The sequence below is a fragment of the Kibdelosporangium aridum genome, from assembly GCF_900176515.1.
GTDB lineage: Bacteria > Actinomycetota > Actinomycetes > Mycobacteriales > Pseudonocardiaceae > Kibdelosporangium > Kibdelosporangium aridum.
The window spans coordinates 13414-30166 of record NZ_FWXV01000009.1 but is presented as its reverse complement, the minus strand read 5'-3'; the positions used below and the strand labels follow the sequence as shown (position 1 = coordinate 30166).

The 16753-nt window shown below is 66.8% G+C and carries 10 protein-coding genes; 5 read left to right on the top strand and 5 right to left on the bottom strand.

All coding sequences use genetic code 11. The annotated features are described in order from the left end of the window. Positions 1-2 precede the first annotated feature (2 nt). Entirely contained in the window at positions 3-692 is a 690-nt protein-coding gene (locus B9C43_RS38345; protein ID WP_084432016.1) for a DedA family protein, read from the top strand. A 51-nt stretch (positions 693-743) separates the two neighbouring features. Beyond that, positions 744-1034, top strand: a complete 291-nt coding sequence (locus tag B9C43_RS38340; protein WP_084432013.1) for a hypothetical protein — start codon at positions 744-746, stop codon at positions 1032-1034. Here B9C43_RS38340 and B9C43_RS38335 read toward each other — a convergent pair. Further along, on the bottom strand, positions 1026-2066 hold the full coding sequence (locus B9C43_RS38335) for a saccharopine dehydrogenase family protein (protein ID WP_084432010.1): 1041 nt from the start codon (positions 2064-2066) through the stop codon (positions 1026-1028). The two genes, B9C43_RS38340 and B9C43_RS38335, sit on opposite strands and share 9 nt — an antisense overlap. Before the next feature lie 38 nt (positions 2067-2104). Between B9C43_RS38335 and B9C43_RS38330 the strand changes: the two genes are divergently transcribed. Further along, positions 2105-3280: a GNAT family N-acetyltransferase gene (locus B9C43_RS38330; RefSeq protein WP_084432007.1), complete on the top strand. Its 1176-nt coding sequence runs from the start codon at positions 2105-2107 to the stop codon at positions 3278-3280. Here the strand turns inward: B9C43_RS38330 and B9C43_RS57010 are convergent, their stop codons facing one another. Continuing rightward, entirely contained in the window at positions 3281-3439 is a 159-nt protein-coding gene (locus tag B9C43_RS57010; RefSeq protein ID WP_160097001.1) for a hypothetical protein, read from the bottom strand. Positions 3440-3554: 115 nt separating this feature from the next. Further along, positions 3555-8003, bottom strand: a complete 4449-nt coding sequence (locus B9C43_RS38325; protein WP_160096999.1) for a S8 family serine peptidase — start codon at positions 8001-8003, stop codon at positions 3555-3557. Positions 8004-8274: 271 nt separating this feature from the next. Between B9C43_RS38325 and B9C43_RS38320 the strand changes: the two genes are divergently transcribed. Together B9C43_RS38320 and B9C43_RS38315 are read left to right on the top strand one after the other, a co-directional pair. Next, positions 8275-9249, top strand: coding sequence for a helix-turn-helix domain-containing protein (locus B9C43_RS38320; RefSeq protein ID WP_033383578.1), 975 nt, complete (start codon positions 8275-8277; stop codon positions 9247-9249). A gap of 61 nt (positions 9250-9310) precedes the next feature. Then, the gene (locus B9C43_RS38315; protein ID WP_084432000.1) at positions 9311-13387 is read left to right on the top strand and encodes a LamG-like jellyroll fold domain-containing protein; all 4077 of its coding nucleotides are present in this window, start codon (positions 9311-9313) and stop codon (positions 13385-13387) included. Positions 13388-13439: 52 nt separating this feature from the next. On the opposite strand, the gene B9C43_RS38310 is transcribed toward B9C43_RS38315, so the two are convergent. Both B9C43_RS38310 and B9C43_RS38305 read right to left on the bottom strand, forming a co-directional pair. Beyond that, complete coding sequence (locus tag B9C43_RS38310) at positions 13440-14849, bottom strand: P-loop NTPase family protein (RefSeq protein ID WP_084431997.1); 1410 nt, start codon at positions 14847-14849, stop codon at positions 13440-13442. Then, positions 14846-16645 (bottom strand): dynamin family protein, encoded by a 1800-nt coding sequence (locus tag B9C43_RS38305; RefSeq protein WP_084431995.1) that lies wholly within the window; start codon positions 16643-16645, stop codon positions 14846-14848. Before B9C43_RS38305 ends, B9C43_RS38310 begins: the two co-directional genes overlap by 4 nt. Positions 16646-16753 lie beyond the last annotated feature (108 nt).

The following is a 16753-nucleotide window of genomic DNA, read 5'->3' as shown; positions in this document are numbered from 1 at the left end:
CCGTGGCCTTGGTCAGCGACGTACTCGAATGGCTCGCGCAGCTTCCGCAGCCCGCGCTTGTGGGTGCGACCGGTGGGCTGATCCTGCTGGAATGCACGATCGGGCTCGGGTTCATCGCCCCGGGTGAAGCCGGTCTGCTGATCGCGTCGACCACGGTGTCCGCCGGCCCTGGCGGCTTCTCGCTGTCCCGGTTCCTGATCCTGTGGGCCGTGGTCACGGTGGCAGCGGCCTGTGGTGACTCGATCGGCTACGCCATCGGCCGCCGGTTCGGGCCGTCACTGCGGGAGACCAAGCTGATCCAGAAGTACGGCGCGGAAGGCTGGGACAAGACCACCGGCATCCTGCGTAAACGCGGGGCTTGGGCGGTGTTCTTCGGCCGTTGGCTGCCGGTCGTGCGCACGCTGATGCCTGCCGCCGCCGGAACCGCAGGCCTGCCGTACCGCAAGTTCCTGCCCGCCGCGGTGCTCGGCGCCGCCTCGTGGTCACTCGCCCACATCTCGATCGGCGCCGCACTGGGCGAGGCCGCCAAGCAGATCGAGAAGTACCTCAACACCGGTGGCCTGGTCGTGGTGGCCGGGCTGGTGCTGGCGCTGTTCGTGGTGTGGACGATCCGCAAGCGCAAGAAGGCCAAGGCAGCGGCCCTCGCCGCGGCGACCGCGAAGATCGAGGAACCCGCGACCGAGTCAGCCTGAGCGTGCTGGTCGCGGGAGTCGCCATGACCCTGGTCATGGCCTGGATCCGCCTTGACCTCTGACATCGGCTACGCCCTGTTCCTGGGCTCGATGGGCCTGATCATCCTGTGCGCCATCGTGACGATGTTCTTGCCAAGGAGGCGCAACGACCAGGACCAGCGGACGGCCGCGACCGGCTTCTTCGGCGCCGCCACCGGGCCGGCCCTGGAGTTCGACTGGTTCCGGCTCGGCGAAGTACCGAAACAGGACCTGATCAAGCTCGCGGAGCAGCACGGCTGGCGGTTCGACTCCGATCAGATCACCGAGGGAGCGTGGCTCCTGCGGTTCACGAGGTCAGCCTGAGGTGACCGTGATCGGACCGGCGGTCACGCCGTCCAAGGTCTTCACGAAGTCCGCGCCGAACGCCGTGGCCGGAGTGTGCGAACCCGGCTCGACCCCGCCGATCCCGGTGGCGATCCGGACGACCGCATCGGCCGTGATGTCGTAGGCGCTGGGCGTGACCAGGGTGGCGCTGGCGGTTCGGCCGTCCTCGGAACGAGCCTCACCCCAGAATTCGGAGCGGTTGCCGGCTCGGCGCTTCTGCCCTGGCCCGGAGATCAGCCCGACCACCGTCTTGCCGATCCGCTGCGCCAAGGGTGTCCGCATGAGCGGCGCCGAGAGCTGCTGCACCTGGCTGACCACGCCCGCGGGCAGGCCGACGCCCATGTAGTTGGTGATGTTCGGAATTCCGGTCGACCGGTACGCGGTCGAGATGTCGCCCCACGGCAACGACAGCACGCTGCGCTTGCCGGACGGGAACGGCACCACCAAGGTCGAGTGTCCAATCGGGACAGTCGTGAGCACGCCGTCCTTGCGGACCCGTCCACCCGTCGCCATTCCCTCGACCGTGGTCTTCAGCGTGCCGCCGCTGAACCCGCCGCCGGCGATGAACGCCAGTTTCAACTCCACGGCACCGGGCAGCGCCGCGGCCAGCGAGGCCGCCAGGCAGTCGCTGGGCACCACGTCGAAGCCCGAACCGGGCAGCAGCACGACTCCGGCCGCGGCGGCCTCGTCGGACCGGGCGAAGATCGCTTCGAAGACGTCGATCTCGCCGGTGACGTCCAGGTAGTGCGTCCCGGTCGCCAGGCACGCGTCCACCATCGGCTTGGAGGTCGCCGAGAACGGGCCCGCGCAGTGCGCCACCGCGTCGACCCCGTCGAGGTTGTCCGCGGCTGCGCCCAACGTGAAGATCCGGTGGTTCAGGCCCAGCTCAGCGGCCAATTCCCGGACCTCGGGGCTGCGCCCGGCGAGGATCGGCCGTTCCCCTCGGGCCACGGCCAGCCGGGAAACTAACTTGCCGGTATACCCGTTGGCGCCGTACACCATCCACGTCATACGCGAGATGCTACCGCCGAGTAGATAGGTTGCACTGGATGCAGATTCGCAGAGTCCCTGCGGACGAACGCGAGGACTTCCGGACGCTGGAATACGCCTTCAGCCGCTCACCTCTCCCCGAGGAGGGCCGCACGAAGATGCGAGAGGGCCGCGTCGACTACGCCGGCGGCGGACTGACCCTCGTCGCCGAGGAGGACGGCGTCGCCGTCGCGGAAGGCACCTCGATCTCGATGCGGCAGAACGTCCGCGGCACGGTGTACCCGATGGCCGGTATCGCGGCCGTGGCCGCGCAGCCGCACGTGCGACGTAAGGGGCACATCAGGGCTCTGCTGACTGAGCTGTTCGGCCAGGTACGCGACGAGGGCCATGTTGTGTCCGCGCTGTACCCGTTCCGGGCGTCGTTCTACGGCAGGCTCGGCTTCGTCGGCACGCCCAAGGTCCGCAACGTCCGGTTCAACCCCGCCGACCTCGGCCATCTGCTGCGAGCGGACTTGCCCGGCAGCACCGAGTGGCAGCAGATCGACTCCGGCTACCCGCTCTACCGCGAATTCACCGAGCGTCTGCTGTCCCAGCGACACGGTTTCTCGGTGTTCCCCGACGAGCGTGCCGTCCAGCTGCGCGACAAGAACGAGAACTGGCTGCTCACCGCCAAATCGGGCGACGAGATCATCGGTGCGTCGGTCTACCGCATCACTGATCATGGCGGGACGCTCCAGGCACGGAACCTGCTGTACACCAGCCCGCTGGGCCGCGCGCTGCTGCTGCAGTTCTTCGCCCGGCACGTGGACCAAGTGGCCGACATCGAGGTCACGGTCGCGCCGGACGAGTTCCCCGAGCTGTGGGCCACGGACCTGGCTGTGCACGTGGAGACGAAAGTGTCGTTCCCGACCGGGGGCGCGCCCATGGCCCGGGTGCTGTCCGTGGAAGCGTTGCAGGGCATGCAGGTCGGCGAGGGCCGCGTGGGCGTCGAGATCGTCGACGACGACTTCATCGCCGGGAAGTACATGCTGGACGGCACATCCAGCAGTCTGGAGGTCACGTCCGGCGACCCGACCGTGACACTGACCGCGGCGGGTTTCTCCGGCCTGGTTTACGGAGTGCTTTCTCCGGAGGACATTGCCGTGCGCGGCTTCGGTTCCGTACCCGCGGAGGCGGTCTCGGAGCTGGCCAAGCTGTTCCCGCGGAATGTCCCGTACTTCTTTTCGGAGTTCTGATCACACCAGATGGCTGGCGGCGACCACCCCGCCCTGGCGCAGCCGGTCCAGTGAGTGGCGGGTGGCGACCGTGTCGGGATGGTCGTCACCCAGCAGCTCGCGCCGCGCGGCGAGAACGCTTTTGTACTCCCGGCGGCTCCAGCGAAAGCTGGACGGCATCGTTGCCGGCGATCGCGGTGATGTCCGTGTCCTGTAACACTTCCACCTCACCACAGCAGCGAAGAGTGGCCCTTGCCCGATCATGCCGGGCAAGGGCCACCTTCAGCAATCAGCGTTACGGAGTAGTGCGATCAGGCCGTTCGGTCACTCGCACCCCGTTGACGATCGGCGCACCCGCCCGTGTCACGAACCGGACGTTGAGCTGACCGTCGTCCACTTGGACGAACTGCGAAGTGGCCAGGGCCGCGAACCCGCCGACCTCACCGGCGACGTCCAGCGCGGGCGTGACGAGCCTGCCCTCGATGATGACGTCGAACAGCCTGGCGTTCGGGTCGGTCCAGCCGAGCTCGGCGTAGTTCAGCTCGACCTGGTAGACGCCCTTGGCCAGCCCGTCGAAGCGGTACTCGTACGCGCCTTCCCGTTGGGTCTGGTACAGCGACTGCTCGGACGTTCCGGAGATCGCCTCGGTCGTGCTCACCGGCTTGGACGACTGGCCGAGCCAGCCGAGGCCACCGGTGGAGTACGCCTGATCCGGGCTCCAGGTGTCGCCGAGCGCGTCCACACCGCCACTACCACCGGCGTCGACGCCGATCCGGGCCTTGGGCACGATCACCTTCACCGGGATGGTGATCGTCGACCGCTTGGCCGAGTTCGTCACCAGGAAGATGCTCGCGCCGTGCACGCCCGGCTTGAGGTTGGTCGCGTCGATGCTGACCTCGATCTGCTGTCCCACACCCGCCGCGAGGGTGCCCGTCACGGCACTCTGCGACAGCCACGGGACATCGGCGAAGCTCGGGATCGGGGACTCGATCAGCGTCGCCTTGCTCTTGCCCGCCGACGACTGCGAGATCACCCACAGGTTCCCGGTCTCGTCGAGTTCAAGACCGGCACCGGAGAACGTCGTCGTCGCGTCCGGGTCGGGAACCGTGGCCACCTGGGCACAGGTGTCCGGGTTCAGCGCGGCGATCGTGTCGGTCGACGAGTTCGTCGCGACCCACAGCACACCGCGCGGTGAGTACGCCAGGCCGGAGATCGCAGTCAGGCTCGCCGCCGGACGGCAGCTGCTGACCAGCGCACCCGGGTCCGGATAGGACAGACCCTTGACCTTGTAGATCGTGCCCTCGTTCCAGCCGCCGATGTAGAACGTGTCATCGTCGGCCCGGTACGCCAGACCACGCTGCGAGATCGAGGTCCACGGGCTGCCGGTGATGCTGCTGACCAGCGCACCGGTCTGCGGGTTGAGGCACTTGATCGCGTTGTCCCCGCCGACAGTGACCTGGCAGACGAGGTTGCGGCTGGGCACGAACGCCAAGTCGCCCGGCCACCCGCCGAAGTTCGACGGGAAGGTCTGGCCGAATGCGCCGTCGGTGCCGTACCGCGCGACCGCGCCGGAGGTCGTCGCACTCGCGTCGGACACCCATACGTTGCCCGAACTGAAGCCCGCGCCCCAGCCCTTGGTGAGTTCGTTGAGCGGGAACGACTTCAGCGAGTCACCCGGCGACAGCGGTGCCGCCGCCTTGCTGACGTCCGCGGTGTCCAGGCCGACCGTGGTACGGGCGTTCGGGTCGTAACCCTTCACGCCCTGTGCCTTTGCCTTCGCCACCAAGCCCTTGGCCTGTGCCTCCGGCTCACCGGTCGTGCCGCCGCTGACCTCCTTGAACTCCCAGGCTCCGGTGGCGGACCCGGAGTTGCGGATGGTCACCGTGCGGTTGCGGGTCTCCCCCGCGGGCACGATGACTTCCAGCGCCGACGGGTTCGCCTCGAAAGCCGGTGTCCGCAGGGCGAAGTCCTTGACCAGGACAGTGCCTTCAGAGCCGACAGTGAGGTTGGCCCGATCGGTCTCGTAGCCACGCTGGCTCGTCACGACGGTGAAGCTGCCCAGAGCGACCTCGGCCTGGAAGAACCCGGTCGAGTCGGACACCGCGTTCACGGTCTTGCCCGAGCGCTGCAACGCCACCGAGCCGCCGGCGATCGGCTGCTTGTCGTTGGCGTCGATGATCGTGCCGCGGACCAGACCGGTGTTCGGCACCCGCGCCGAAATGGCGGTGGTGTCGGCCAGGTAGGCCTTCTTCACCGAGTACGGCAACGCGACCGTGCCGGTCTCGTTCTCAAGGCCGACTGTGGCGCCCGCGCCGGACTCAGCCGGGTTGGACGGGTCGATGCCCTGGTACTGCAGCTGAAGACGGCCGCCCTCGGTCAGGATCAACTCGACGGACAGGCGGCTGCCCGGCGCCGACTTCACCGTCACGTCCCGCCATTCCACAATGAACCGGCGGTTCGGCGCGGCACCTTCGGTCTGCGTACGCACGCTCGCCTGCGCGTCCACGACCAGGTCGTCCCAGAAGGCGTAGATCGCGCCGTTCGGGGCGGCCGGTGCCGGGATCGCGCCACCAGGCGCACCGACACCCGCGAACGCGAGGTAACCGTCGGTGTGCACGGCTGCGGTCTTGTATGTCTTGCCGTAGAACGTAACCGGGAACGGCAAGGTGACGTTCGCCGACGCGTTGTCACCGGTCAGCGACAGCGCGGTCGACGCGGCGACCCAGGACGGCGCGACATGCCGTGGCGTGTAGCCGTAAGCGTCGACCTTGGGTTCGAGCGAGAAGTCCGCGGTCACGTTTCCGCTGACGTTGACGCTCTTGCGTTGCGGCTGCAGCCAACGGCCGTAGTCCGCGACAACCTCGTAGGTCCCAGCGGGAACGCTGAGCGTGTACGCACCGGCGGGATCGGTCTTCACCGCGGCCACCGGGGTGTTGGCCACGGAGACCTCGGCGGCGCCGAGAGCCGAGCCGTCCGGAGCCTTGACCACGCCCTTGATCGTGAAGCTCGGCGCGGCGGCGAGGTCGAAGTCGGCCGCGACCGTCTTGCCTTCCTCCACGACGATCTTCTGCTCCTTGGTCACCAGGCCGAACTTGCTGGCCTTGACCGTGTAGCTGCCGACAGGGGCCCGGTCGAGGGTGAACTTGCCGTCCGCACCAGTGGTCTTGACCACCGTGGCCGGGCCGCTGATCTCGATCTTCACACCGTCCGCGGGCTTGCCGCCGCTGACGACCGTGCCCGCGATGGCACCTGTCGGACCGCGCGGCGCGGACTCGACCGACGCGAACGCGTCCAGCTTGCCTTCGCCCCAGACGTTGTTGTTCTGCGGGGTACCACCGCATTGGGCGCTGTCCGTGTCCACGGCGGTCTGGTTCAGCAACGCCTTGGTGGCGTTGATGTCGCCCGCGAGGGCAGGGGACGCCGACCAGATCAGTGCGACCACACCGGCCACGTGCGGCGAGGCCATCGATGTCCCGTTGAACGAGCCATAACCGTTGTTGGTGATGGACGAGCGGACCGCGACACCCGGCGCGGCGATGTTCGGCTTGATCAAGCCGCCCGCACCCGGGCCACGCGAGGAGAACGACGCGATGGCGTTGTTGACGTCGAACGCACCGGCCGAATAGGACACGGCGTAGTCACCCGGTGAGCCAGAGCTGTTGCAGCCCAGCGCACCGCTGTTGCCGTTGGAGAACGCCGGGAAGATGCCCGCGGCGACCCAGGCGTCCACCGTCGCCTGGTACCACGGGTTGTTGCCGCCACCGCCCCAGGAGTTGTTCACGACGTCCGGTGCGAGGTCCGGCCGTGGGTTCTGTCCATTCAGGTCGGTCGGCGCCACGATGAACTGGCCGGAGGACAGCAGCGCGGTGTTGGAGCAGCTGCTGGCCTCGCAGCCCTTGGCCGCGATCCACTTGGCGTTCGGCGCGACACCGACCTGGTTGGCGCCACCGTCGTCACCGACCATGGTGCCCATCGTGTGCGTACCGTGGTTGTTGTTGTCACACGGCGCGAGCGACGGGTTGCCGCAGACCTTGGACGGGTCGTGCCAGTTGTAGTTGTGGTCGAAGGTGCCGTCGCCCTTGTTCCCGCGATACTTCCCAACCAGAGCGGGATGCGTGTACTGGACGCCGGTGTCGATGTTGGCCACGACGACGTTCTCGCCCCGGACCGAGAAGTCGCTCCAGACCTTGTTGGCCCGTACCCGGTCGATGTTCCACTCCACCGCGTTGATCTGCGCCAGCTCCTCGGCGGGCGTCGGCTGCGGCAGCTCGTAGGACCGCTCGGGCAGGATCTGCTTGACCTCGGGCCGCGCGGCGATCTCGTCGACCAGCGCGGCGTCCCCAGTGACCTTGATGGTGTTGACGATCCAGAACGGGGTGAACTCCGCGCCCCGGGAGGTGAGCAGTTCCCTCAGCCCGGCCTGGGTCTGGTCCGCGTGGGATGTCAACGTGGCGAACACATCCGCGGTCCGCTGGGTGCCCGCCCTGCCGGTCGAGGACACCGCGCTGAGGTTGGCCCGCGAGGCCAGTTCGACGAAGAAGGTGATGGAACCGGCCGCTGTCAGTGATTTCGTGACAGCACTGTCAATCTTGGACGCCGGGTTGACCTGTCCGGCCGCCGAAGTTCCGCTGTTCGGACCAGCGGAACCCGTTGCATGACTCGAATACACAGTCGCAAGGACGAAAGCGAGCACTGCGACCAAAGCCGCCCTGAGTAACCCGCCGCTCCGTCTACGCGTGGACATAGCGCTCCTGTCTCGCGGCAATCCGCGAATGGGCCGCGACATTGGGCCGCTCGGCGCAAAGCACGGCCGTCAAAACACTTTTCGGCCCTCCGAGAAGGACATTCACCCCCATCGATCGCCAAGACGTAACACGGAGGGATCTTCGGATTGTGTGCAGTCGGATACGCTGCGCTCCATGCCTGACGGTGGCGGACTGATGACATGGCGTGATTCCGTCACGTTTTCCGGCGGAGAAACGAAGTAGCAGGAAAAGAACCAACAAGGGGGTCGCATGCATGACGTCGCAAGCCTGACCGCCACCGAGGAAACCGCCTACCGCGCTTTGCTGCGACTGTCCGCGGCCACCGACCTTGAACTTGCCGAAGATCTGGCGATCGATCCCCTGCAGGCGGCGCAACTGCTGCTGTCGCTGGAAACCCGGGGCATGGCCACCGTCATGCCCGGCCCGGAAAGGCGGTACAGACCTGCCCCTCCGGACCTTGCTTTCGGCCCGCTCGTGCAGAGCAGGGAGCAGGAACTGCGTGAGATCCGGGCCCGGATCACCTTGCTTACCAACGAGTATCGAAGCCGCGCTGACCCATCCGGGTTCGTGGAAGTGGTGCACGGCGCCAAAGCGATCGCACAGCGTGTGGACCAGTTGCAGCGCAATGCCCGCAAGGAGGTGCGCGGCCTCGTCAAGCCGCCAGTCGTGGCGGTTTCCGCGCAGGACAATGACGCTGAGTACGACGCGCTCGCCGAAGGGGTCCGGTTCCGGGTCATCTACGACCGCGAACTGCTTTTGCTGCCAGGAGATCCGTACGAGGTCTCAGACGCCGTTTCCCGTGGCGAGGAGGCACGTATCGCGGCCGACCTGCCGCTGAAGCTGGTCATCGGCGATGACGACCTGGCGATCGTCCCGGTGATCGACGCGGAGCCGGGTGACGAGACCACCGCGATTCTCTTGCACCCCAGCGGCTTGCTGGCCGCCCTGATCGCGTTGTTCGAGACGCTCTGGCAGTCCTCGACACCGATCCTGGTCGGCGCCGCCGGGCAGTTGGACGAAGATCACGCCGGTGAGGAGCCGACCGCGGGTGACATGCGGCTGCTCTCGTTACTCCTGGCTGGTCTCACCGATCAGTCGATCGCCGCGCAACTGGGCCTGAGCACCCGAACGGTGCAACGCCGGTTACACGACCTGATCAAGATCACCGGTGTCCGTACCCGAATCCAGCTCATCTGGCAAGCCACCAAACGCGGCTGGATCTAGTTCCCGTTTTTCGTTTTTCCCGGCACGTAACGAAACCCGCGTTATCAACGGTTAGGGGCGTATGCGGCCAAAGTGGAAACCCCTTGCCATCACGCTCGTCTGCGGTCTCGCGCCGCTCGTGGTCATCTCCACGGCCGCGCCGCAGGCATCGGCACTGCCGGCCGGGTTCACCGAGCAGACCATCTTCCGTAACCTGGAACAGCCGATGTCGGTGGACTTCAGCGAGGACGGCCGCGTCTTCGTCGCCGAGAAAAGCGGTGTCATCAAGGTGTTCGACGGCCTCGGCGACGCCACGCCGAGCGTGTTCGCCGACATGCGGACGAAGGTCTACAACGAACTCGACCGCGGCATGATGGGTCTCGCGCTGTCGCCAAGCTTCCCGAACGACCCGTCGGTGTATGTGCTTTACGCACACGACGCGGCTATCGGTGCGACAGCACCGCGATGGGGTACGCCAAATGCCACAAGTGACTCGTGTCCCAATCCGCCCGGCGCGACCGGTGACGGTTGTGTCATTTCGGGCCGTTTGTCCAGATTGGATGCCTCAGGTGCCGAACACGTCCTGATCGAGGACTGGTGCCAGCAGTTCCCCAGCCACTCGGTCGGTGACCTGAAGTTCGGGCCGGACGGCTACCTCTACGCCAGCGCCGGTGACGGCGCGAGTTTCAACTGGGCGGACTACGGACAAGCCGGGAGCCCGAAGAACCCGTGCGGCGACCCGCCTGTTCCGGTTGGCGGTACGCAGACGGCGCCAACCGCTGAAGGCGGCGCGTTGCGCTCGCAGGACTACCAGACCATGAGCGACCCTATGGGGCTCGACGGCACCGTCATCCGGATCGACCCGACCACGGGACAAGGCGCTCCCGGCAACCCGATGATCAGCAGCCCCGACGCGAACGCGCGCCGGGTTGTGGCGGCCGGGTTGCGTAACCCGTTCCGGTTCGCATTCCGGCCGGGGACGAGCGAGATCTACGCAGGGGACGTCGGCTGGGGAACCTGGGAGGAGATCAACCGGATCACCAACCCGATCGACGGTTCGATCGACAACTTCGGCTGGCCGTGCATGGAAGGCAACCAGCGGTCCGGCGGGTACAACTTCGGTTTGACGATGTGTGAACGGATCTACAGCGGGGCCGTGCCCAACACTCCCCCGCACTACACGTACAACCACGGTGATGCGGTTGTGCCGGGCGACGGATGTGAGACCGCGACCGGTTCCGCAGTGTCCGGCGCGGCCTTCTACAACGGTAACTCCTACCCCGCGCAGTACAAGGGTGCGTTGTTCTTCGCCGACTACAGCAGGCGCTGCATCTGGACGATGTTCCCGGGAGCGGGCGGCGTGCCGGACCCGGCCACCCGGATCGCCTTCAAGAACAACGCTTTCCCGGTGGACCTGAAGATCGGCCCGAACGGCGATCTGTTCTATGTGGACATCGCGGCGGGCGAGGTTCGGCGGTTCCGGTACAACTCCGGCAACCAGCCTCCGGTCGCCGCGATCACGGCTTCGCCCGCCCAAGGCAACCTGCCTTTGACGGTGTCGTTCAACGCGTCGGCGTCGAACGATCCTGAAGGTGCGACGCTGTCGTACGCGTGGGACCTGGACGGCGACGGGAACTTCAACGACGGCACCGGTGCCACGATCTCCCGCACTTATACAACCGCCAAGGTGTACAACGTCTCCGTGCGGGTCAGCGACCCAGCCGGATTGAGCGATGTCGCTTCGAAGCGGGTCTTCGCCGGGACGACTCCGCCCAACGTGACCATCAATACGCCGGTCACGTCCTGGGCTGTCGGGGACACGGTCAACTTCAGCGGGACCGCGGTGGATCCTGAGGAAGGCGCCCTGCCCGCGTCGGCGCTGAACTGGCAGGTAGTCCTGCACCACTGCCCGACGATCGACAACTGCCACCAGCACCAGCTGACGAGTTTCCCTGGCGTGGCCAGTGGAAGCTTCCCCGCCCCCGATCACGAGTATCCCGCTTACCTTGAGTTGCGTCTCACCGCGGCAGACCGGACCGGTGCGGTGACCACGGCGAGCAAGCGCTTGGATCCTCGCGTCAGCACCTTGACGATCGAGACGAACCCGTCCGGCTTGACGGCTTCGGTGAGCGGCAAGTCCGGACCGGCTCCGTTCACGCTGCAAGGAATTCAAGGATCCCGGTTGTCGCTGTCCGCCGCACAGACTCAGGTCGCCGGCGCGGACACGTACGAGTTCCAGAACTGGGCGCACGGCGGGCCACGGGTTCAGGACATCTTCGTGGGGACAACCGATACGACCTATCGGGCCGACTTCGCCCGGGTCTCCGGCGGAGATCCTTCCCTGGTGGCGGCCTACAGCTTCGACGACGGTGCTGGGTCGGCGCTGATCGACCGGACTGGCAAGGGGCACAACGGGGTGATCTCCGGGGCAGCCTGGGCCGCTGGGCACACCGGTGGTGCACTGTCGTTTGACGGTGTCGACGACCTGGTGACCATTGCGGACGCTCCAGACCTGCGGTTGACCAACGCGATGACATTGGAGGCATGGGTCAGGCCTTCCGCAGTGACCGACTGGCGGACTGTGATTCTGAAGGAACGTCCGGACAATCTGTCCTACGGCCTCTACTCCTCTGGGCCGGGCTACTCCTCGTCCTGGTTCACGAGTTCTGGCGGAGACCGGTTCGTCAACGGGCCAGCATTGCCCGCCAACGCGTGGTCGCATCTCACGGTGACCTACGACGGAACCACCTTGCGGCTGTACGTGAACGGAGAACAGGTCGCCACCGCTCCGGCCGCCGGGCCGATGACCACATCGACGTCGCCGTTGCGGCTGGGCGGAAACCTGTTGTGGAACGAGTACTTCGCCGGGCAGATGGATGACGTCCGGGTCTACAACCGGGCGCTGTCCGCGGCTGAAGTCCTGGCGAACAAGGACGTTCCCGTTGCCGGCGACGGGGTTCCGCCAACGGCACCTGTGGGCCTGACCGCCACAGGCGGAGTCGGGACTGTGGCGCTGTCGTGGGCCGCGTCTACGGACAACGTGGGCGTTTCCGGGTATGACGTGCACCGGTTCGCCAACCCGGTGTCCGTTCCCAGCCCTGCCAACAAGGTCGCGACCGTGACTACGACCAACTTCACGGACACCGGGTTGGCCGCGGGGACGTACTACTACCGGGTCGTCGCCCGTGACACTTCAGGGAACTCGTCGGCTGCTTCGAATCAGGCTTCCGCCGCGGTCACTGGCGACTCGACTCCGCCTACTGTCTCGGTCACGGCTCCGGCGAACGGCGCCACCGTCGCCGGGACAGTGAATGTGACGGCCAATGCTTCGGACGCCGGTGGCGTTGCTGGCGTTCAGTTCCGGGTTGACGGTGTCAATGTCGGGGTTGAGGACACCGCGGCTCCGTACACGCTCAGTTGGAACAGCGGATCCGTGGGCAACGGTCCGCACCAGATCACCGCGGTGGCGCGGGATGCTGTCGGCAACTCGGCTACGTCGGCTGCGGTTTCGGTGACGGTCAACAACGTCGGGCCTCCTCCGCCAGTTGCCGCGTACAACTTCAACGAGGGCTCTGGTTCGGTGTTGAATGACCGGACTGGCAACGGGCATCACGGGACGATCGCCGGGGCCTCATGGGGCGCAGGGAACACCGGCGGGGCTCTTTCGTTCGACGGCGTCAACGACCTCGTGACCATTGAGGACTCGAACCTGCTGGATCTCACGAACGGGATGACACTTGAGGCCTGGGTTCGCCCGTCGTCCGTCGGGGCCGCTTGGCGGACAGTGTTGTTGAAGGAACGACCTGACGGTCTGTCGTACGGGCTTTACAGTGACAACGCGGGTTCTCGCCCTTCGGCGTGGCTGCGAGTTGGCGCGGATGACCGGTTTGTTGACGGTACGGCGGCCGTGCCTGCCAACACGTGGACTCACCTTGCCGTGACTTATGACGCTACGACTATTCGGTTGTACGTCAACGGGGTTCAGGTTGCCACGGCTCCTAGCGCCGAGAGCATGACCGTGTCCGGGAATCCACTTCGGATCGGCGGGAACCTGATTTGGGGTGAGTACTTCTCCGGGCTGATCGATGATGTCCGGGTCTACAACCGGACGCTCTCGGCTGCAGAGATCGCCAGCGATCGAACCACCCCGGTGTCTTAGACGGGCGAGGGTGAGGCGCGATGGCCGTACGGCCGTCGCGCCTCAACCTTTCCTAGGTCAGCATCGCCTCGCAGCTGCGCACAACTACCCTCGCCGCGTCACGTTCCGCACTACCCAGCATCGGGTTCTCCGACTGCTCACGCCAACGCGCCAACGCGTCGTAAATCGCGTTCTGCACCTCGGCCTGCGTAGCCTCGCGGTCAAACCCCAGGCGGGCATCCAAATCCGTGCCATAACCGCCGATCAGCCGTTGGGCCTCGGTACCGAGCTCCTCCGGGAGGCGAGTCCGGCCGGACAACAACCCGCCGAGAAGCCGGAGCTCGTGGAACTCGTGCGCGCCCGCGAGGACGCGCTCCACCTCAGTCACCAGCTTCGCCGCGCCCGGCCGAGGCTCCATCCGCAGCACGACGTCCAAGCCGAGCAACGCCGACCGGGCCTTCAAAACCTCGCGGCGGTCCACGAACAACCGGCCAATGGAGTCTCGTAGCTCATTCAACCCGCTTCGCTGCACCAACTCCGACGCCAGCTTGTTCCGGCTGTCCGCACCCTGCCTGATCAACGTCAGCGCCAAGCGGATTCCGAAGATCCCCAGCCGGTCTGCCAGCTCCCGGCGCGTTGAGGCCGACAACATGTGCTCGGCGCGGGTGAACCTGTCGGCTGACAGCAGCAACTCCTCTGTCTGCGCACGAGGTGCTGTCGCCAGTGCGGCCAACGACTGGTATTCCTCGTCCGGCATTGTCCGGCCTGCTTGGCCGATCAATCCCGACACCGCCACCACGTTCTGGCACAGGCCGCGCACCCGGGCATCACGCCGATACCTGCGGGCGATCTGTTTGGCCGTGGTCAATGCGTCGATCTTGCCACCACCGACCTCGTCGGCGCGGGACAACAGCATGATCCCGTTCACGGGTGCCGCGCGGGCCACTGGATGGTCCTGTGTGGACTGCAAGAACCGGACGTCCATGACGTGCACCTGTGGCGTCACGTACAACAGCGCGTCGGCTTCCGCCGCGATCTGCTCCGATATCTCGTCGGCGATCGGCGGTGTGTCGATCAGGGTCGCGTCTCGCAACACCCGCGCCGGCCAGTCGACCACGATCCGGTTGACGCCACCGGATTCGAACTGGCTCAGGTCGATGTCCATCCGCCGGCCCATCCGGCCGATCGGCGGCTCCACCGGCGGTCCGTGTCGCATGTAGACCGTCGCCCTTGGCTGCGGACCGTCCTGGTACCAGGTGAAGACCGGGCCGTCGACTTCCAGCGGGGCCACCTCGTCCCCGACGACCGCGTTCACCACCGTCGACTTCCCGCTTCCCGGGCGCCCGGCCACCGCGATCCGCAGTGGCGAATCGAACCTGGTGATGTGGTGACGCAGCCAGTTCGTTGCTCGTGGGCTGTCCTGGTAGAGCCGCAAAGCCTCGTGCAGGATCGCCCAGACCGCCTCGTCGACGGTACGGGTCACGCGGAGATCTCCAATGGGTTCCTCGACGCAGGCAGTGCCCCCGCTATCCGGGTCATCTGCCCGTGCAGTTCCTTCAACTGCGTCAACGCCTGCCGCAGCTCCTGGTCGCGGCGCTGCCGGGCCGCCAGTTCCACCTGCGCCGACTTCTGCGCCGCCGCCGCCGCGTCCGCCAGTCCTTGCTGCAGTTGCTCCGCCAGCTCCGCGAAGTGGTCACGCAGCCCGCGCTGGATCCGGCGGGCGGCGTCCTTGCAGTCCTTGGAGAACCTCAGGAAGAAGTCGTCCACGTGCCGCTGGGCGGCCGTTTTCGCCGCTTGCTGGCGCCTCTTGAGCCGCGCTTCACCGTCTTCCCCGATGCCCTTCGCGCCCAGTGCCAGACCGGCACCGATGGAGATCGGGTTCAGCAGGGGCAGTCCGGCCAGGGTGGTGATCAGACCGAACATCAGCACACCGCCGTACGAACCGCGCATACCGCTGAAAACCTTCTGGCCCACTGTGAAGGCTTCCAGCTTCGGCCGGTTCGGGTCGCCGGGATCCATGTCCGCGTCCGCCGGGATCACGCTGTCGGGCAACAGGTCCGTGCGCTCCGGGAAGCACTCCGCCACCCGGTCGGCCACCCACCACGACCGTTCCACCAGCCAGTTGAAGTTCGTCTGGGCCGCTTCGGTCAGGTTCTCGTTGAGCCATTCCTCGAACTGGTCCCAGGTTTTCGCCGGGTCCGCCTCGTCGTAGGCGTTGTCCACTTCCCGCAGGATCTTGCGGGTACGGTCGCGCAGGTCGTACTCAAGGTCGGCGACCAGGTCCGCCATCTCGTCGGCCAGCACGTTCTGCCACTTGGTCGACCGGCGCCGCAGGTCCGCCATCTTCTTCTGGGCGTCCATGTACTCCGCGACCGCGGGCGAGTTGCGGTCGTCCGGCCGCGCGGCGAGTTCCTTGTTGACCTGGCCGACGAGTTCCGCGAGGACCGTTCCCGTCATCGCGGCGAAGTTCTGGCGCGCGGTCGGGTTCGACGCGACCGGCAACACGTCCGTGCGCAGCCGCTGGATCAAGTCGGGGAAGCCGGACTCCGCGTTCAGCGCTTCGTCGTCGTTGGCCACCGCACGCAGCCGCAGCGCCGACGACACCGGCACCACCGAGGCCTGGAGTCCCGCTTTGGCAAGGTGTTCCCGGTTGCGCTCGGCCACCTGCCGCCAGCGCGACGTCAGGTCGATCTTCGTCAGTGCCACCAGGATCGTCGGGCACATCCGGTGAACTTGGCGCAGCAACTCGAGTTCCGTCGCGGACAGCTCCTGCGACGCGTCCGACGCCAGCAGCACCGCGTCGGCTCCGCTGAGCGCCGCGAAGGTGTTCTGCGCGCGCATTTGGTGCAGATTGCCGACAGCGGGCGTATCGATGAGCACGAGCCCGGCCGCGAGGATCTGGCGCGGGATCCGGACTTCGGTCATCACCGAGTCGCTGCCGCGGTTGGTCGCCTGGTCGACCGGGATCGGCATGCGTTGTGGTTCCGCGCCTTGGCCGTCGTGCAGCAACTGCGCGGCCACAGGTTTCTCGGCGTAGCGCACGATCGTGGGGGCCACAGTCGTCACGTCGTCGCCGACCGCGCACACCGAAGCGCTCACCAAGCCGTTCACCAGCTGGCTTTTGCCTTGGTTCGCCTCGCCGATCACCATCACCCTGATCTGCGGGTCGAGCAGCTGGGCCCGTTTGGCCCGCAGGCGTTCGGCCAGATCAGGTCTGTGGTGGACGACGGATGCCCCGATGGTCTGGTCCAGCACCTCGAGCCAGGTCGCCGCAGTCACCCGAACAGTGTGCCCTGCTCGACCGATCGGGTGAAGACCATCGGAGGCAAAAGAAGCCGGAGGCCGGGTCCGCCCCCCGAGGGAGAACCCGGCCTCCGGCCGTTTGAG